The following is a 22,311-nucleotide window of genomic DNA, read 5'->3' on the forward strand; positions in this document are numbered from 1 at the left end:
AAGGAATTACCTCAAATGGCTCAGGAAACGCTCTGTCATTTGGACTCCTCCCCAGTTATTTCTGACATTATCATTACCAATATTAGAGTCAACGCTTCCCTCATAAGCAATACGTTGCTCCGTCAACAACTGTATCAAGCGATCAATAGTTGATTCCTCATTGTGTTTTGATAATTGCTTGTAATCATTAAAAAAGCTCACTTGCATCACATTAGTCATAGAGGCAGTGTGATTATTGTGTTGCAAAGTGACTCTCCTTCCTCCCTTTGATTGATATACCGTTTCTGCAAGCGTTGCTGAAAGTTCTTTGTAGATTATCTCAGTTGGGGAAAAATCAACCAGTACCACTTGATTACGCCCTTCGAGATCATGGATAGTGACATCCCCTTGCCCATGGCTACTTACAATATAGATATCATCCCCTTTACCACCAGCTAAATGGTCTTTTCCATCTAAAGAAATTAATACATCCTGCTTCATGCCTTGCGCTAATAAAATATCATCACCTTGACCACCATAAAGGATATTTTCGCCACCTGTTGTTATCAGCTTATCATTACCACTCCCACCTTTAATCACACGGCCATGCTGTGACATATCCATCACTTCATCATTACCAGCCTGCATATCAATAAGCCAATGCTCTCTCGCATAATTTTCGGATAATACAATTCCATCATTTTCCATGGTTTGTTTTAATGGTTTAGGAACGTCATTTAACATATCAGCAAGCTCATTAACTGGCTTCCAGATGGCTAGCTGTCCTGAATGTTTTGCTTTATCGAGTTTTTCAGATAAGTAATAAGATAACGAAGTCATACTACTCGTCGTAGATGAAATATATTTATTATCAAGTTGATTATAGTGATGAATATTAAAGCGAGCCCCGCTATCATGAGTTGGCTGTTTAATCTTGAGAATTTTACCTGATGATGAAACATAAATTTGATAAGCGGGATCGGTCTCTTCAATTTCTTGCCGTTTAAAATTAACTAAGTGGATATGGTTATTACCATGATTATCTTCAATATAAGTGGCGCCTGAGTGGTTGCCATCAATAATATAATGGTCATTTCCACCTTCACCCATCAAAGTATCTACTCCATCATCTGACAGCAATAAATCATCCCCCTCCCCACCACTAGCAAAGTTATTTCCAGCCCCGCCATATAAGACATTATTCCCCATGGTAGCTTTAATATTATCATCACCTTCCCCACCTAATAACACATAGCTATTTAAGCTCTTATTGATAATAGTATCGTCGCCATTTTGGCCATCAATAACATGCTTTTCTAATATATAACCCGCAGGTAAAAGAATTTGATCGTCATAATCGCTACTGCTTATAACTGGATTGACTGGGGAAATATGATTTTTCTGTAAATCCACTTTAAATACATTACTATATTTATCTTGTATTAAAATCACCTCAGAAAGATTATCTCCCACATTTGTAAAATGAACTATTAGTTTTTTCTGCCCAAATTTATCGAAGTTACCTAATTTCCCCTCATCCATCGAGAGAGCAAAACCATTCTCGGTAGGTAATAATAAAATCACCTTATCATGAACTGTGAAACTGTCTTTTACCTTCGCGAAATCAAATTTAATTTTGCCATATTCATCTTTTTCTGTAAGAATTTGATAGGTGTCAACCCCGCGAGTAACCTCAATATAATTTCCTAGTTTAACCAGAGGCAAAAAGTTATTTTTATCATTACCACGATATGTTAATTGTTCAGCACGACCTATTGGTGCAAACCACCCCCATTCTGGTGCTACATGTTTTCGGTGCTTATTTATTATGATGGTATTAACCGTTTCATCTATTTCAACTGATTTGCTTTCTGTTGTCGCAACTTGATCAGCTTCTTGAATATAACTGAGGCTGAAATATTGCTCAGGCTCTTTTTGACCAATCTGCGTCGTCATCATCCAACCATCTTGAGTTTGTATTCGGTACACATGATGCGGTTTGTTTAAATCACTATTTGGGTCAATAACATTCTCTAGCCGAATAAAAACAGAGCTTTCTATATTGGTGAAATCATGTCCATCCAGTGTGCTATTTGGTAATTTGATAGTTAGAATTAAATCATTACCGCTTAATTCAACCTGTTTTATTTCATCTAAAGAATATTCTATGCTTACATGGCTTTGTGAACGACTCGATTCTTTAATAGCCACATCAGCCCGATATTCTTTATTATTATTCTTATAGGTAGGGTTTAGAAAACGTTTAGTTTTAACTGCTTTTTCTTCCTTTGCCCAATACTGCTCTGTAAGATAGAGGTCATTAGCATGCTGCATCCATTCAAAACGGCGAATATGATAACTATCATTTCCATCACCACCCACTGCATCACCTTGGGTTAAAACTAGTTTATCATCACCACCATTCCCGACTAATAAATCTTTACCTAAGCCACCATCAAGTACATTATTTGTATCATCGCCACATACACTATCATTGGTATTCCCTTTGATTATAACATTTTCTATGTTTTGTAAATGAGCAATAGAAATAAACGGATGCTTTCCTTCTTGCTTATAATGCAGTGTATTTTTTTCTAAATTAACATAAGCATGATGATCATCAGGTAAGAGGTCAATAGTAACCGTATCGTTCCCGCCCTGACCATCAAGATACTTAGTTGGCATTGTATTATTGAGTGACATTAATGCGCTTAAATTATTATCTCGCAGATAAAACAGGTCATCTTTATCTCCACCTGCAAAATATTTTTCGCCCGATAAAACCTGAAATGCATTTTTTCGCCCTTTTGCGCCAATAATGACATCATTGCCATTAGCTGTATTCCAGCTCGTTCCTCTACTGTAAGGGGTATCCAAATACAACGCTATCCTTTGAAAATCATTCACTAAATTCTCACTAAAACGCCGCTCATTTTCTCTAAACATCCGTTGCCCTAACACACCAAATTCAGTTTTATTTGAGTAAAAATTAATTTGTGAGGAACTCGAATTTAGCAACTGATTATGCATTGATAAGGTCAAACTATTTTCTGAAATTTTATGGCGAGATTTAAATGCATCAAATAACGGATTTTTATATGCTGAATTTAAAGAATAAGTATCGTGCGTAGGTTTCGTTCCTGTTTGTTTAATATCAACTATCTCTTTTGCTTCTTTTTTAGGCCTGAAATTTTTACGGACCGATAATCCCATTCTTTTATACAAATAAATTAAATCTCTAAACCATGCACTTTTTCTAATGATCTTATTACCCAGAATAAAATCAATTTCATTAGCAGTAAAAGAAAGCGCACCTTTTTTTGAAAACCGGAGCCCATAATAGCCTGATCCTAGACGTTGATTTTCTAATATGCCACTAAAATAGTTTCCATATCCATCTACTAAATAATATTTTTGCTCATTACCATAAACAGGTTCTTCAACAATACTTAAATGATGATCAAAGCCTGCCGCTAGAATATGACTCTCAAATAATGCCAGATCAATTTCCCAATTTTGTTTTTTAAATGCATTAATATACAGCTGAGTATTCATCTCTTGTTGAGTTCGCAAAGTCGGCTCTAAACCTAAAGCTCCTCGTATTCCCTCTTCTAATTCCCTATCCCAGTCAATATCAATGACCTCTTTTATATTCTCGACTGCACGAACACCATTGTAAACCCATCCACCAACAAGCAAAACTCCACCAACAACTAGTCCCACAATAGGAATAGTTGAAGATCCTACTAATACAGCAATCACTGTCACGCCATTAATTACGGCGCTAGTAATAGATAAAGAGGCGTTAACAATAAGATCTTGGCGTTGTTTAGGATCTGATACGTCATTGAGTTTAGATAAACTATCGTAGGCTTGATAGATATCAATCCCCATCCCGACTAAGTTAAAAATGATAACTGTTCCCGCAGCAAGCCTTGCACGAACAAGGGAACTCACACCTCTAGCAGAAGAGATATTTAACAACATCGGTTGTATAATCATATCCCCATAATTAAATAATGCGGATGCACATAATAAATAAAACTGTTTTTCTAACTCCTTAATTTCTTCTTCTGTGATATCTGGGTTATCGAGCTTATGTAAAATAGCATATGCACTGATCATACTCTGAATAGCACCAACTGCCCCCATTCCTTGTCCAGCACGGTTTGCAATACGTTGGAATAATGGAAGTTTAGTTCCTGCTTGACGAACTTTTAATAACGTCGAAGAAGAAATAGTTTCTTGCTGTACATCACTATCATTCGCTAGATACTTAAATTGCTTTTTCAATACTGCAGATCCACTAAAACTCGCTTGGTTATCGACTAGTTGATATATATCTCCTGAATTTAACTGTTCACGAAATATTTTAGTAAAGATAACATCGTCTTTTCCGCCTTCCATTAAAGAAAAATACATGGCTAACTTTTCAGAGGAAAAGCGAATTTTTTTATGCGAATTATCTGAGATAATATCTGATAGAGTAACAGGCTTCCCCTCTATCGTTGCCCCTAATAGCTGTAATTTAGCAAAAGCGATTTTTTCACCATTAATCGTTACCCAACTATTTTTAGGTAAACTAAATTCAGCTTGTTCGATAATAGATTTACGTTGACTCTGTAGAGAAGAGAATCTAGCTTTTAGATTCGGCGACTCCAAATCAATTGATTGAATACCTCCTCTAAAGTCACCATTTTCCATTTTTTGGAAGCCTGCCGACTTACCTCTATTTATAGACTTCCCATCGGAAAGTTGGATATCCTCATTAAAATACTGTTTAAGTTGCTGTTGAAATTGCTGCTGTGCTAACTGAAGAGAGTTATTTCTAATGCTAAATTGCACCCCTTGAGGGTCAAATAGGCAAATTTCGTATGCCCCATTACGCCTAACATGAGTGATTGTGTAAGTTGTTAATTTTCCTTGTAAAAATACGATCCTATTTGTCGTATCAGAAACCACTGAAAATAAATTTACCACTGATTGGTCAGAAATAGAGATACTGTTATTCCTGATTAACGTATCAATATCCTGAGTATATTTTTGCATTTTTTTCAGCAAGGTATCCTCTGCTGAAGTAAGTGTTTTTTGGTCTGCAATTAACTCGATTTGAGCCTTTCGCTCAAGAAAATCACGTGCTAAATCACTATCGGTAAAATAATATTCAATGCCATATATGAGACCTAATTCTTGGTCTATCCCAGTCGACCCACCATTTTTCGATATAATACCATGATTAATCAAACCAATATTTTTTCCTTGGTTTAATTGTTGGCTATATTGTTGCAACCGTTGAGCTTGATAATTTTTATACGTTTTAAATGCTTCAGAAAAAGAGAGGTTTTTAAATCTCCCATTATCACCTTCAAAATTTTTAATGCTAAGCTCACTAAATCCTTTTAAATTTTCACTTAACAAAATGAGCTTGTTATCATCCGTTACTAAAGCTAAAACTTTACCTTTATCTATGCCATCACCGGCAGGAAATAGCTGTTTAAGTAATTCTTGGGAATGTTGACTTAAATTATTTAATACTGAAAGATCGCTTTTTATTGCTACTAATAAAGTGTGGATGCTATCTGCTTGTTGCCGATAATTCGTCTCTAGCGTTGTCTCTATCAATTGATTTATTGATGCCGTGGTGAGTGTATGTCCACGGTTTAATGCTTCATTTACCTTTGAATTGACAAGAGGATCTTGTAATACAATCATTAGTTTTTTAGCATCAATAAACCCTTCGTTATCCGAAAAGTAATTTAACAAATAAGGATGTTGCACCAAATCGATATCTTGAATAGCAATTTCTTTTAGTGCTATTTTTTCCAATAACGAAATGAGCTGCTGGTTAGGCTGACTTGCCAGTACAATAGGAGAAACGTTACTGTTTACTGTTGTGGATTTATCCAGAGCTTCATAGATAAATTTAGATTTAACTTCACGGTTAATGCCTTGTACTTTAAACTCCTCAGATAAACGACTAAGAAATATTTTATGCTCACCGGCTTCAGTTATCATTGCTGGTCCAACAGAATGGAATAGGATATTTTCAGGGTTTATTAACGGATATTTTTTTTTGAGTAGCGATAGCTCAATAGACAATGCATTTGTTGGCTTTCGTACTGTTTCTGCATCGCCAATAATCACCCAATTCGTTATTACTTGTTTTTTCAATAAAGACATAAAATGTTCTTTACCATATTCTAAAATATGTTTTTTACTATCAACATCCATTTGAAAAATTAATGTATTTTGAGGATTTCTCGCGGCTAAATTCTCCGCTTGTAATAAACCTTTTTTATCCCGTGTCAGCCTAATAATAACAGTTAACTCTCCTGAATTCTTAATTGTATTTGCTAATACCTTTTTTTGAATATTCTGGCTGTTAACCATCTTCCAAATGGGAATATCTATGATACCGAGTTCACTTAATCGTGCAGAGAACCTAGTATAAAAATCATTGGGCAAAAGACTGTTATTTTTTTTAAGCTCCTGAACAAATAGTCTATAGGCATTCTGATTGTAAGCTACTTTTTTTATTAAATTATTATCAAGAATACGAGTATCAGGATCCCTAAACATATACAAAGGGTCGGGTTCAATATAATCATTTAGTTGAGCGAGTGATAGCTCACCACGATGAACCTCATTAATAAAATATAATGCACTAGAGCTATTATTGATCCTGACTTGCTCACTACCTGAATGATACTGATAGACAAACTTGTAACCTTTGGTATTTACCGAGTCTCTTACAAAGTCAACTGGATAAATAACCTTAGACCCTAAATACATATTTCCGACTCGCCGATTATAAGCGACGATAGGAGCGCGTACATTATTCTCAGCAAGTAAGCTAGTCGCTTTTAGTGCAAAGTTTTCATTAATACCTCCACGACCTAAATCACACCCTAGCATGACGAGTTTGTCCGGCGTTGTATTTTTTAAAACTTTTCTGCGTAAATACATTAATGCTTCAACATATTGCTGTGCATTTTTTTCCATATAAAGAGTTGGCTGATGATGACCATAATATTTTCCATGACCAATTGTTATCCAACGTACTTTTCCTACATTAATTCTATTCAGGTCTCCATGCAAAATTTTATATTGCTTCGAGCCCATATCATACTGAATAATCATAGAGTCTTCAGGATGTTTAGAAAATGCATAAGCAGTTGCTTTAGCTGAATCTTGGTCACCACCATTTTGTATAATCACATTATAGGTATATTCAGTAGGTTTTGCCTGTCTATTAGTTTTCGCATCACCAGCTTTGTTTCGATGGTATATCAACATCGGATCTAGCCAAGTATCTAGATTACCCGTATGTAGTGGATTGCTTTCCGGCAATCGACTACTTTTATAACTTTCCTGCATATTTAAATAAACATCATCAAAATCTGTATCTAACTGAACAACAGGTTTTCCTGTGGTCGGGTCATTATTAATGATACTTTTTTTCCGTATTATTTCTGCTCGCCCTTCAATAAAACTACCTGATATTTTACGTTTAGGATCGAAGTATTGACCATTATCTCCTTCACTCCATTTTTTATTTAATGGTGCCCTATAACCCTGATTTATTAATAACTGTTGAAAGTTAGAAAGTTGTTCAACGTTATTAACAATGATTGCACCTTGGGAATTCATATGAAAATATGTATCGATGGATTCCGTTGTACCTATAAGGCTATTTTTTCCTTTTAGTCGTTCTGGTAATAAAAATGTAATAGGAAAATTTTCGTTCATTATACTCGCAGGGTTAGCATCATCGGCCCCATGGTGAATCAATTCCATCCCCTCGGCTAGACCAAACTTTTCATTTAATTTATTTTTAATTTCTTTTATTTTTTCATTTGCAATTCCGTTATCTTTTCCTTCCTTTCTATTATATTCCGTTTCATCATTATATAATTTCTTCTGGGCTGAATTTAACTCATCATAGTTTACGCTAGCCTTCCACTCTTCCCATGTCAACATCGGAGCTACTTTCACATAATGCTCCAAATCTGACATATGAAAAATAATACTGAAAATATCATAATCTGCTGTTATTGCTCTACCTGTTTTAGAATCACCAATAACATAAAATGGCTCTATTTTATTATTTTCTAGATGATATACACCCCATCTATCGATATTATCTTTTTTAATTTTTTTTAGAAAAAATACTTTTTCAACACCATCAAAAGAAGCCCTTATCTCTTTATACCCATCTTGTTCTACTGTATTTGCAAAATAAATCGTTTTATATCGTATAAGCTCCTCAACTCTTTCTGAAGTAATTTCTAGCATAACAGCAATAGCTTTACCTTCACTAATAGATGATTGAGAGTATTCATTATATTTTTTGCTATTTTCTCTCCCCGATTTTTTCGCAAATTGTTGTTGCACAGGAATAAAACCGGCATGAGGTCCCCAATCCGAACTTTTCGATTTAATAGCTAACCCTTTGCTGCTGTATTCTCCCGTTCCTATAATACTTGTTGATTTAGGATCAATAGGGCGAAAGCCAATAATAATATTCTCTTCATTGGAAACTTGAGCAATTAGATTCTGATGTCTTTCTGAAATACCTGAAACAGGCATATCAATTTCTTTGTTTAAAGGCTTAAGATGTAAGTTAATACTGGTATAATCTTTACTAATACCATCGGAAGTATTCTCTAGTGTCGATGATATTTGCGGATTATTCAAATTAATTATTTTTTCATTCTTTTCCTCATTAGTATTTTGAATAAAATTACCTTTAGATAGAGTCAAATCTATATTTACTTTCCCCATATATATCCCTATATAAATAAAAATTTAATATTAAAATTAGATTAAAATCAATTTAAAATATCAAATTTTCAAGATATAGATAGTTTCAAGAAATATAATTAGGACATAGTTTTAAATTATTTTAGATTACACCCACTACGTATAAAAAAACCCCTGATAAGGGGTTATTGAATGGCACGCTGAGTAATCAATTTCAGTAAACTATTCATCTTGTAAAAAAGGATTGGTTTTGCGTTCAAAGCCTAAATTTGACATAGGCCCGTGACCTGGAATGAACTGATAGTCATCACCTAATGGCAACACTTTGTTTTTAATCGATGCGATTAAGTCCTGATGATTTCCACGAGGGAAATCACTACGCCCTACACCGCCTTTAAATAACACATCACCCATTGAAATTAATTTATCGTCGTGATTGACGAAAATGATATGACCTGGTGTATGCCCTGGGCAATGCAACACATCAAAAGTAATACCGCCACACGTGACTTTATTCCCCTCTTCTAACCAATAATCAGGGGTGAAATCTGGACATTCTCCGATATAAAACATCGCATTTTGTTCTGCAAGGTTTTCAATCCAGAAAGCATCTTCTTTCTGAGGCCCATAAATAGGCACTGAAAAATGTTTGGAGAGTATGGCTGAAGCACCAATATGATCAGAATGGCCGTGGGTAAGCAAAATTTTAGTAAGGGTTAATCCACGACTTTCGATAGCAGAAATCAATTTTTCTGCTTCACCACCAGGATCAACCACAACTGCGTCTAACGTATTTTCATCCCAAATAACCTGACAGTTTTGCATAAATGGCGTTACTGGGATAATAGTATATTTCATCGAACAATTACTCCGTAATCTGTGTCACCTATGCACAGATTACCACGTTCTTGCAGGTCCTGTATCGATATGAATGAAATTGCTTCGTGGGTAGTAACCAACACCACCCGCACCCATCTTCAGTGCCGCTTTACGAATATTACTTAATTGTAAACCTTCAATGTGAAAATCCATCGCTTGTCCACGTGTATGATAGCTTTTTTTGGCGACCCCTGAACTTTTACTGCGTAATTTATTATTCGTTTCTAAAGAACGGTAGCCAGAGATCAATTGAACGGGTTTATTCGTTCCCATCATCATTTGCAGTAAATAAATTTGATCAAACAGTTTTGGATCGATCGTTTTGACTTTGTCACAACGATAATCACGGAAAAAATGATTTAAACGAGCAAGTTCAGATTTATTGTAACGACGACCATCAAAAAATTCTGTTTTCAAAAACTCGCCTGTATTAATGTTTTGAAAACGCAAAATACGAGGACGAGGCGTCGTCATTGCGGCAAATACATGACTTGGTAATAAACTGAGGCCCACTGTTGCAGCACCAATTCCCAGCCATTTTCTGCGGGTTTGATCAATAATATCCATAGGTGATAACTCAGACTCTAATAATTTAAATAAATATTCGATGAATTTCAGACAACCTATTGAGTCTAGCAAATCACACTCAGTTTTAATGTATAATTATGTAAAGATATGCATAATTTAAGTCAAATTTATTGCTATATTCGTCAAAAATAGAGTCATATCACTAAATTCTGCGTCTTAACCGTATTATTACGTTAAATCTGTTGTAATAGATTCCTGAACAGCACGACATCAATAATTTAGCTTAATGATAATCATAAATTGTACATCAACAATGGAATTATTCGGAATTAAACAGAATTAGTGAAAAAAGAGGCGTTTCCACCTCTATTTTTTCGTTAATTATCTAATTATTACAGCATGACTTTTTTCAATAATGGCAGATAGGTATCTACATTATCAATACCATTATCATATTGATAAATATCAGCACGGTATTGCGGTTGTTGGTCTTTATCAACCCAAGCTGTTTGGTAATAAAGATACACAGGAATTCTGTCTGGTATATTGACGTAACGTGTTGACCCTTCTTTCAATGCGCCATCAATACGTTTTTGTTCCCACCCTGCATCACCAAGTAAAATGCTGGCTAGCTCACTCGCTTTATTGACACGTACACAACCTGAACTTATCGCACGCGCATTACGGTTAAATAAGCTATGGTTTGGCGTATCATGCAAGTAAATGGCATCGGAACTTGGCATATTGAATTTATAGCGCCCTAATGAATTGGTTGGACCTGGCGCTTGTCTAATACGGTATGGGAAATTTGCTGGAGTGATGTTATCCCAATCGATTGAGTAAGGGTTAATTTCATAGGAATCTGCCCCCCAACCTGAATAAACAGTATACCCTTTACGGCTAAAATAACTTGGATCTTGTTTTCCTCTTGGTGCAATATCTTTACGCGCCATACTGGTTGGCACACTCCAAGGCGGGTTGATTACCACATTATTTAATGCGCTACTCATAATTGGCGTTTTGCGATCCGCACGGCCCACAATCACTTTAGAATCTAGGATAACTTCATCATTTAAATAGAAATCTAACGAATAGCCTGGAATATTCACCAAAATCCCAGTGCCACTACTTGCAGGAATAATACGCAAACGTTGAATATTCAACGCCATCAATCCTGCTTTTTGCGCAGGCTTCATATTCAGCCAAACCCGCGTGCCTTTACCAATCACACCATCGGCTTCTAAACCATACTGTAATTGAAATTTTTTAACGGCATTGACCAGTTCTTGATCATAAACTTTCGAAGCTGTTCTCGTTGGTTTTGCAGACTCTGTAACAGCAACTTCCGTCGGCTGTTCAGTTGCTTGCTCTGCAACTTGCGCTAACGTTTCAGGCGCTTCAGTTTCAACCACATCTTCTGTCATGCTATCGGCTAACAAACCTTCACGCTGTAAAATTTTACGTAATACAAGCACATCATCACTGGATTGCCCTGGTTTGAGTGTCTTCGTACTCGTTATTTCTAACTCATCTTCAGGTTGTGCCAGCAATTTAAGCATTTCTTTGCGCATCGGCTGATACATTGGATGGTTAGGTGCTTGAGCTTTAACCCACTCAGTTAGACGTTGAGAATCAACAGCATCTAACCAAGGTTTTATTTGTGCAGCTGTAGGCGCAATGATTTTGTAAGGTCGATTCGTATATAACCAATATTGCCCACTGGATTCAATAGAAGAGAGATATTGAAGATAACCAAGCATCGCATCTGATAGAATCACATCACGACCAAACTCACTAAGCTGGTTATTTTCCAATAAGGATAGCCATTGCGCAAACTGAGGTTGAACCCCAGAAAGTGAAAGTTCCGCTATTTGCTGTTGAAATTGACTAATCGCTGTTTCATCTTGCCATAAAAGTTTCATTTGCTTATCGGCATATAATTTAGCGAGTTGCGCTGCAAAAACGGGTTTCACATCAGCTGGAAGTGAAGCCACTATTTTTGCCATACTCTCTGTTGGTGTAACCGTTAAAGTCTCTTTTACTTCAACAACTTGTGGCTGTGAAGCTTCGGTTACACTTTGCTGCGTATTTTCATCACTGGAAAATGCAGGAAACTGGAATGCCATTAACCCACATATTACTGAAACTTGCAGAGCTTTCACTCTTCTCTTTGCCATACATCCACCTTAAGTTACTACATGGATAAAAATAGTTTTTATTATAGTTGCAGCTTTATTGTATTTAATTTTAACCGTAATGTTATAGGAATAGACTAATTTTCTGTTTTTCAGATAGACATCGATAGGTCATCATTAAATGATAAAAAGAATTATTTTCATTTTTAACAGGCTAACCGACTACTTTACGCTTTAAACATAGATGAATTTTATTTTAATTAAAAGCTTTACTGAGAGCTTTCTTTAATAGCTAATTCCCATATAAAAAAAATGGTTTTTATTAGGAGGAAATATGTTTGAAAAACCTTGTTTTATTCAAATTAATTAAACAATAATTTTACCAAGTGGTGTACACTCAAGTTATTAAATCATAATCCCATATGATGGGACTTAAATTGACTGATACCATAATAAAAAAACGCTCATTTCAATCTATTGACTTGAGCGTTTTTATAAAAGTTATAGGGTTATTTTACCTTCACTACCTTAAAATGTTTTCGCTAAGTAGGACTCAACATAAGTGGTAGGAGCCCAGTTACTTTGTTCATGTACAGGCAAAGCCATATCTAGGTTATTCTCATATTTTTCCCGACTGCTCGCCAATACTTGAAGTAATCTATCGACAACTAATTCGCTATGATTTTTCCATAGATCTTTATTATCTTTATAAAACTCTACGGACACACTATCGCTATCTGAGTATTCATGGTTACGATAATAGATAGTTACGACTCGCCCAGTATTTGAGGTCAATGTTGATTCTACAATGCCATTCGACCGTTTATCTTCAATTAGCTTGCCACCATCAAAACCTACCAAAATGACTTTATTTTCTCCTTGCGTAGCATAAATAGCCACATGTCCCTCTCCATATCCATTTACAACATAAAGGTCGTCCCCTTCCATCCCATTTAACACATCATCGCCAGATAGTGAAATCAGGACATCATCACCGCTACCAGCAACCAATGAGCTTTCACCTTTACCACCATATAGCACATTATTTCCGCCATCGGCTGAAAACCGCTTAAATCCGCCATCACCCATAATAATACGACCATCACCGCTTTTATCATTAACAGTATCATCACCTTCCAAGGTATTTACTAGCCAATTTCCCTTAGAATTCGTAGAATCAAGGAGTAAATATTCACTTCTAGGTGTCAGTGATATTGGTTTTTGAATACCTTCCAATATACCATGTAACTTTTCAACAGGGTTCCAAGTAGATAATTGCCCACTTTTATTTGTGTTCGATAGCTCTTTGGTTAATTCACCTATTAATGATTCTGAATTATATTCCATCAACTTTTGTAGTTTTGGTGTCAACTGTGGATAGATATGAATTTGAGGTGTATTCCTTTCTTCAGATTTGAATTTCACGATAACATATTTATCAAAATCAGAGCGATATCTACGATACACATTGCCATTCTCATCTGCTTCCTCTTGTGTTTCACCACTAAAATTAACAAGGTGGATATGGTTATATCCTTCGGTATCATCAATGAAAACCATCCCCTCATAACTACCATCAATTAAATAATGATCGTTTCCTTTCCCTCCCATTAGAATGTCATTTCCCTGACTAGAAAGTAGAAAGTCATGCCCCTCTCCTCCGCTAAGGCTATTTTCCCCTTCACCGCCTAAAAGAACATTATTTCCACCAAAAACCTTTATCGTATCATCACCTCGCCCGCCTAAAATAACACGCCCCATCATACTTCTGTCAGTAATAATATCATCGCCATCCTCACCAGCGATGACAGGTTTATTAGAAAGGTAACCTGCAGGTAAAGTAACAATATAATTATCATTAATGCGCTTGGTTACCTGCTCAATATTATCTATCGTACCGCCTTCTTGCTGTAATTTTAGCTTGAATATATTACTGTACTTATCTTGTATAATGACTGAATCACTCATACTTTCATCAAAATTCTCAAATCTTATTCTAAATTTCTCTTCATTTAACTTATCTTTGACTCTCAATATTTTTCCATCTAAAGTAAATGAATAAGCATTTTCGGTAGGTAATAACAAAACGATTTTATCTTCTTTGCTATAACGGTCTTTTACCTCAGAAAAATCAAAAATAACTTCCCCATTTTTGTAAAGTGTTGGAATTATTTGGTAGACATCCTGACCTAAGCTAACTGTAATAAAAGCACCTTCACTAATCCCTTGTACTTGATTATTTTCATCAGTTCCTTGATATTGAAAATTTTTCGCTTTTCCAGCAGCGTAGAAATGCCCCCAAGAAGGGGATAATGGCTTGGTAACACCACGAATGGTTATCTCTTTTGATTGTTCATTAATATAAATATTATCATTTATGGAATGGGATAATTGATCATTATCTTGAAGATAAGTAATACTGAACAAATCTTTTTTTATAGATTTATCCTCTTCATTTGAAAATGTTTTTAACTCACTATTAAACGTAAACCCATCACGAGTGGTTATATTATAACTATGTTGTAACTTTCTACCATCTGCCGTTGTCGAATAAGCATTTCTTAATTCGATAGTGACTTCACTTTTTACATTAGTAAATGTATGGCCTAATTTATTTTCAGGCTCTAATGATAACTTGATATACAAATGATTATTTTCTATATAAACAGCAGATATTTCATCTAAGGTATATTCGATATCTATAGAGCTAACTGACTGGCTATCTTCATTTATAGACACGAACACTTTTTTATGTTCATTTATCTTAAAGTACTCAGGGTTTATATAGGGAACATCTACAAAATTTTTATTCTTTCGATTGTACTTTGTACGTGTCCGATAAAAATATGGGGCATGTCTTGTCCAATCAAAACGTCGAATATAATAACTGTCATCACCATCCCCCCCATGAGCCTCACCTTCCACAAGTATCAACCGGTCATTACCGCCATACCCATATGCTTTATCTTTTCCAGCTCCTACATCAATAATATTTTGTTGTTCATCACCATGAACTTCATCATTAGACTTATTGAATAAAATAATATTTTCAATATTTTCAATATTTGCAACATTGATAGTATCTCCTGTTTTATCATTTCGATAAGTCACACGATGCTCATTTAAATTAACATGGACGCTATAACCAAAAATCGGCTCACTCATCATTAGAGTGTCTTGACCTAAAAGGCCATCTAAATATTTAGTCGGTTCATTTCCAGCCGATTTCAATGAGTTAATGTCACTATCATTCAAATAAAAATAATCTGTCTTATTTCCTCCTACAAGATATTTTTCTCCTGTAGAGATTTGAAATGCGTTCATTTTATTTTTCTTACCAATAACGACATCATCGCCAGTAGCAGTATCAATACTAATACCTTTTGAAAAAATATTATTTAAACTCAAAGTAATCTCATCAATATTTCCCCCCTCAATAGTCATACCATTAGGCGCATCATCAGAAACCTGCGTTATGCTTTCTTTAAAATGGCTGTATCCCCCTTTTGTAATATATAGATTCATTTGCTTTTGAGCTGATAGTTTAAATTGCTGCTTAAAAGGAATTTGATAATAGTGCTGTTCAATTCCATGCTTAGCATTATATCTATCTAATAATGGGTTCTTGTAGCCCACATTAAAAAAGTAACACTCACTTGTCGGTTCTGAGCCAACTTGTTTTAGGCCTTTCACTTTACTCAATTGCTTGACATATTTACGGGATGCGTCTTCATCAGGTCTTATCGCCCGAATATGGCCATTTAGCTGTAAATGATAATTCCTTTGTAATATATCCGCTTCTCTCCAACTATAAGTAGGAGCTCCCCGCTTAAGGTATTTTATTTCTGAAAATCCGTGTCCAAGATGAACATCACCAAGAGGCCCTCCAAAATAGTTATCATCTTCATCAACTAAATAAAATCTTTCTTCATTCTCAGTAATAGGTTTTTCCATTACTTTTAAGTGATGACTAAAACCTAAATCCTCAAAAAGCTGTTCAAATGTATTTAAAGACTCTAGCCACTCATTATGCATGAATAAGGCTATATAGTTTTTATTCATTATTTCTTGTTGAGTTCGAATCGTCGGGGGTAAACCAAATGCGCCTCTGATCCCCTCTTCTAATTCACGATCCCAACTAATATCTATTTGTTCTTTAATATTTTCAACTGCCCTTATCCCATTATAGATCCATCCGCCAATCATTAAAATTGCACCTATAACTAAACCAGCTACGGGGATTGTTGAAGAAGCTGCTAAAATACTAATAATAACAATGCCATTGACAATAAAACTAGCAATGGAAAGCGAGGCATTAACGATTAAGTCTTCTCGCTGTTTTGGATCAGAGACACTTTCTAATTTCGATAAGTTATCGTAGGCTTGGTATGCATCAAATCCCATCCCAACTAAATTAAATACAATAAGTACTCCCATCGCCAAACGAGATCTTACCAGCGAAGAACTGTTTCCAGCCATTTTCAATAGAACTGGTTGAACAATCATGTCACCATAATTGGCTAATGCCGAACCGCATGTGATGTATAACTGTTTTTTTAGCTCATCATATTCATCTTCTGTAATATCAGGGTTATTTAGCCTATCAATAATGCTATAAATGCTCACTAAAGTCTGCCCAATACCTACCCCGCCCATAACCTGACCAAGTCGATTACCGAATTTTTGAAAAGGAGGTAATTTCACGCCATATCCTCTTAATTTTTCGATATGTTTTGGCGTAAACTTTATTCCATTAGCGTCTTTAAATTTTGCTAGATATTTTAATTGTTTTTTTAATATTGCAGTATCGCGAAAGTCTGCATCATACTCTACAATATCTGCTATATCGGTATCATTTAATTGCAGACTCAGTGCTTTTAGAAAGGCGAGATCTGAGTCGCTACCGCTCAATAAAGTTAATTCAGCTGCAAGGCTTTGCGCATTAAAACGAATTTTATTTGACCAACCTTCACTTCTAGTCTCTTCAACTGTTATCGCTTTTCCATCAATTGTAGTCCCTAAATTCTGCAATTTAGCTAGCGATATGTCTTCACCTTTAATATTAATCCAACTATTTTTAGGTTCATTAAAATCTGTATGATTAATAATATCGTTTCGTTGCTGACTATAGAGGCTCATACGTTCTTTAAGATCAGTAGAGAGAGGGTCAATAAATACGATCGTTCCTCTTGGCTCACCATTACTGTCAACTATAAAGCCAGCATGCTTTGCCCGTGATACCCATTTCCCATTTTCAATAGAAATTTCCTCATTTAAATAGCTCGTTAATACTTTTCTAAAATCACTCTTGGCTTGCCTTTTATTTTGTTGTTTAACTTGAATTTGAATACCGCTCGGATCAAATAAGCTATATTGATAAATACCATCTTGAAGTTTATATGTTACTGTATAGGTGGCCGACTCTCCTTTTAATAAATATATTGCGCCCTTACGCAGCTCTACATCAGATAGCTCTGCCGTTAAAATATTGGACAGATGTAGGTCTTCCACCAAAATACCCGTATCGCTCAATCCTCTATCAATATGGCTTGAATACTGTTCTAGTTTCTTTAGTAACACCTCTTCACTATTGCTTAATAAGCCTTCGTTTTGCTGCTGCTCTAAAAATGCTTTTCTTTTCATCAAAATTCGAGCTGAATCAATATCGCCTAATAATGATTCCAAACCATAGGTAAGCCCTAACTTTTTGTCTAGATTTTCTGAATAGCCATGTTGTCTAATCATTCCATGGTTAATTAAATTAACTTCACTTCCATTGGAGTTATTTTTCGTATTATTTATTAACTGATTAAATTGCTGCTGCCTCTGCCTATTATTTTCTTGATATAATGATAAGGCTTTGTCCAATAACAGCCCTTTTAAAGGAGCGTCTTCTGAGTCAAAATTATAAGGATTCAGTTGACTAAAATTTTTTAAATCAAGGCTTAGTAACATGAAGGCATTGCGGTCAGTCGATAACGCGAGCACTTTTCCTTTATCGAATCCATTAATAGCAGGGAATAACACCCTCAATTGTTCAATAGAATCTTCGCTTAATTTATTAATGTACGATAGATCATTTTGAATAGAGACTAATATTCTATTAATATTACCTGCTTGCTCTTGTAGTGAACCTAATGGCTTCGATTTAAATAGACTATTCCACTGCGTTAAATCTTCGTTTTTTGCTTGATTTAAATATTCGTTTACTTTAGGACTAACTAAAGGATCATAAATTGCAATTTTTAATTTTTTAATATCAAGCTGACCATTAGAATCCGTAAAGTAATTAGCTAAATAAGGATGATCTGTGATATTTATATCTTTGATTACAGTATTTTCAAGTGCTATATTCTCAAGTAATGTGCTCAAATATTCATGATTATTATTGGCTGTAAGCGCTGGCTGCATATGGTTTGTGGCTACTGGCTGAGATATCGGTTTAGATACCGGTTGGAATGTTAATTTTGAGATTACTTGCGAGTCAAAACCAAACTCTTTAAGCTTCGTTGATAAGTCATTAGTAAACTGCTTGTGATCTCCAGCCGTAGTAACCATTGTTGTATCAATCCCTTGGAATAAAATTTGCTTAGGATTAATAAACGGGTATTCGTCTCGTATATTTGCTAATAAAGAGTGTAATTTTTTATTTGTTTTGATAACCATATCAGAGTCACCAATCAAAACCCATCTAACGGGTTTTTCTTTGCTCTGTAAATTAGAAACCGAACCATATTCTAAATTCCATTGCTTCATATCCCATTGTTCTAGGTTAGGGTCTGCCTGAATAATCATGACGTTATCAGGTTCTGACCTTGCTAACCTCTGCGCCATATCTAGCCCTTTAGATTCTCCTGTCAAGCGTATTACGACAGTAATGAATGAACCATCCTGCCCCCGATTTCTTAAAGGGTTATTTTTTATATAGTCCGCATCAACCATTTCCCATATTGGTGTATCTAGCTTACGCAATTTATTAGAAAAATAGGCATGAAAGTCATCAGGCAGCTCCCCTTTATGTTTTGCCACCTCATCGATAAATTGTTTATAACCTTCTGGATTGTAAGCTACTTTTCTTAGCAAATTAAAGTCTATATTATATGAGTCACCGTCCCTAAAACTAGCAAATGAATCTATCCCAGGAATCATACCTAACCCCTCAAACATAAAATGATTTTCATTGTCTATTAACTGTTTAAAATCTATTTCACCGCGACGTAGCTCATCAATAAAATAGACGGCTCCTAGTTTATTATTAATGTTAATTTCCAATATTTTCGGGTCAAATTGATAGGTTTGCTTGAAGTGTTTAGTGGTTATTGAGTCTAATACCGTGTCATCAGGCACGATCAACTTATTACCCATATAAATAACACTTACTTTTCGATTATAGGCAATAATAGGCATCTTCATGCCTTTTTCAGCGAGGGCTCCAGTGACACCAAATGCAAAGTTTTCACTAACTCCTCCTCGGCCTAAATTGCAACCAATTAACACTAATTTATCTGGACTTTGACTATTTAATATTTTTTTACGTAAATAACTCATTCCTTCCGCAAATTGTTCAGGTGTATTCTTTCCATATAAAGTTGGCTTACCGCCACCGATATAACCACCGTGACCAACAGTTATCCATCTGACCCTATCTGAATTAAGTCGGTTAATTTCACCATGAATTATTTTATATTGACGAGACTTTATGTCATATTGAATAATCATTGAGTTATCTGGGTGTTTAGAGAAAGCATGCGCAGTCGCTTTACTTGATACCTCATCCCCTTCAATTTGAACAATGACATTATAACTATACTCAGTGGGCTTTCTTGCCCTGTCAGGATCAGCATCTTTAGCACGCTCTGCTTGGTATATTTCATATGGGTCAAGCCAGGAGTCAATTTTTTCGGTACTCGCTGATTGTTCTCCAGCTAAGGTAAGCAATCGATCCTCTTTCATATGATTAATATGTGTGTCAAAGAAATCTGTATCTAATTTAGCTATCACCTTGTTATTATCAATATACTGTTCAATTTTTTTATCTTCATTAATATTAAATCTGTGGTTAACACGATATACTTTATATTCATTTTTAGAAATGAATATATCCCCCTCTATTGTCTTTAATAAATCTTTGCTAGATTTCAACTTATCGAACAAATCAGTAAATTCCATAACATCTGAAAAAATAGTAATTATCTTACCATTAACTGTAACTTGAGCTTCTATTATATTTTTTTGTTCATTATAGCCTGTATAAATTAGCTTTATACTTAATTCATTATCTTCAATTATTTCTTTTCTTTCTATTAATAATTTTATTTCTAGGTCCCTTAGTCTTTTAGCTTCTATTCCTTTAAATTTTCCTCTATCACTTTGAGTTGCAGAATTTCCAACTATAGAAATATAAACTTTATGCTCACCATTCTCAAATGAACTAAAATTATAATTGTCTTTATTCATAGTGATAAAGTGCTCTATAAAATCAACAAATACTTGATGTTCATCGGCCATATAAATTCCCGCATTAGGATCAAAGAATCTATATTTCCAATTTTTATTTTCATAATCATAATTAACACTGATCGCCATTGAGTGTTGCTCTGATGAAAAATGGCATAAAAAGGGCTCTTTACTATTACGAGTATGCTCCATCAAACTAGAACTTAATTCACTTAACTTAATTTCATATAAACCTTGATTCCCATAATTGCTTATATTTTCCCTTGAGTTTGCAATTCCTCTTTTTCTATTATAACTTTCCAACTCTAAATAAAGATCTCTTTGAACATCTGTGATTATTACATCCACAAAAAAGGTTATATCTGAATGGTTAAAATTTTCATCAATTAATTTTAGTTTAGAGTTAAATTTATTTTTTAACTTTATGAATAGTGGATCTGATAAAACTGCCTTTCCATCATTTGTTTCAAAAAATGATGGCTCTGCATGTAACGCCTCCCAATATTTTTTAGTTTTAATTTTAATTCCATTGTTTAAGTAATCATAATAATCACTATTTTCTATATTTTTATTCAATGCTAAAAGATGGTTATATTCAAAAATTTCTTCTACATATTCAATGAAGTTTCTTTTTTTTGTAACAAGGTCAACACCTAATAAATTTTCGACATAATCGCTATATAACATACCTTTTTCATTAAAATTTTGGGTCGTTATGACATCTAGCATGTAATAATCTAATATCTCTTTCGCATGTATTTTTAGTGCATCTTGTTTTATTTTATTCAAGTGTACTGATTTGCGTTCATTATTAGTTAGCACATAATTTAAATGATTCAACATTCGCAAGAATTTTTCACCATTATCTTTTGCAGCATATGTCAAAAATGAACTTGAAAAACCATAACAATATCCAGGCAATTTAGAAAAATCCAAACCATATTCATTAAATACAGTCGAATAGATGCCCCTATTTTCATCACTTGTAAAATATTCAATAAATTGAGTTTGTGAGAAATCAACACCATCTACAATATTACCCATTATTAAAAATCCCCATATAATTTAAAATGAACAAAAATGCTGAAATAAAACAATTAGCAAAACAATATTACAATTAATAATCATATTAGTTAAACCATTTAACATTAAAAACAATATTATAGGATAGAGTTCAATATTTATATTAAATATAAATACATTACCAGTTTGAAATAAACACTACTTATTGAAGTATTTTTTAGTCAACTATATCGGCAATAGATTCAATTGAGTTTATGTATGAAATTAATAATAATTAATTTTATATGGTAGGATTCACCTTGTATTTATGACTTAAATTAGATATAGGTTTATGTCCAGATATCAAACTCCAGGATTTATTGATTTTATTCATACTATTTCGAAACTATCTAAATAATTGCCAATAAATTTAGCACTTTGGTATATTATTAAAAAAATTAGATAACTTGGTACTTGTGATTTAATTCAACAGGGAAAAGGAGTTGTAAATAATCAAAAATAGCTTTCATCAAATGTAATAAGGCCGATATTTAAAAATAAATATCGG

Annotated in this window: 5 protein-coding genes; all 5 read right to left on the bottom strand. The window is 34.4% G+C overall.

The window, feature by feature from the left end:
- Positions 1-6: 6 nt before the first annotated feature.
- On the bottom strand, positions 7-8,763 hold the full coding sequence (locus tag AABS66_RS08495) for an anthrax toxin-like adenylyl cyclase domain-containing protein (RefSeq protein WP_430224770.1): 8,757 nt from the start codon (positions 8,761-8,763) through the stop codon (positions 7-9).
- A 201-nt stretch (positions 8,764-8,964) separates the two neighbouring features.
- The gene (locus tag AABS66_RS08500) at positions 8,965-9,600 is read right to left on the bottom strand and encodes an MBL fold metallo-hydrolase (protein WP_206086656.1); all 636 of its coding nucleotides are present in this window, start codon (positions 9,598-9,600) and stop codon (positions 8,965-8,967) included.
- 39 nt (positions 9,601-9,639) lie between these two features.
- Complete coding sequence (locus AABS66_RS08505; protein ID WP_206086655.1) at positions 9,640-10,188, bottom strand: YcbK family protein; 549 nt, start codon at positions 10,186-10,188, stop codon at positions 9,640-9,642.
- A 353-nt stretch (positions 10,189-10,541) separates the two neighbouring features.
- Complete coding sequence (ldtD, locus tag AABS66_RS08510; protein WP_430224771.1) at positions 10,542-12,326, bottom strand: L,D-transpeptidase; 1,785 nt, start codon at positions 12,324-12,326, stop codon at positions 10,542-10,544.
- A gap of 486 nt (positions 12,327-12,812) precedes the next feature.
- The gene (locus AABS66_RS08515) at positions 12,813-21,785 is read right to left on the bottom strand and encodes a C80 family cysteine peptidase (RefSeq protein ID WP_430224772.1); all 8,973 of its coding nucleotides are present in this window, start codon (positions 21,783-21,785) and stop codon (positions 12,813-12,815) included.
- Positions 21,786-22,311 lie beyond the last annotated feature (526 nt).

It is taken from the genome of Providencia sp. SP181 (assembly GCF_050446505.1).
Taxonomy (GTDB): domain Bacteria; phylum Pseudomonadota; class Gammaproteobacteria; order Enterobacterales; family Enterobacteriaceae; genus Providencia; species Providencia vermicola.

Bases quoted from the DNA above. Each gene is read 5' to 3' on its own strand.
- AABS66_RS08495 (WP_430224770.1), bottom strand. From the start codon at position 8,763: ATGGGGAAAGTAAATATAGATTTGACTCTATCTAAAGGTAATTTTATT.
- AABS66_RS08500 (WP_206086656.1), bottom strand. From the start codon at position 9,600: ATGAAATATACTATTATCCCAGTAACGCCATTTATGCAAAACTGTCAG.
- AABS66_RS08505 (WP_206086655.1), bottom strand. From the start codon at position 10,188: ATGGATATTATTGATCAAACCCGCAGAAAATGGCTGGGAATTGGTGCT.
- ldtD (WP_430224771.1), bottom strand. From the start codon at position 12,326: ATGGCAAAGAGAAGAGTGAAAGCTCTGCAAGTTTCAGTAATATGTGGG.
- AABS66_RS08515 (WP_430224772.1), bottom strand. From the start codon at position 21,785: ATGGGTAATATTGTAGATGGTGTTGATTTCTCACAAACTCAATTTATT.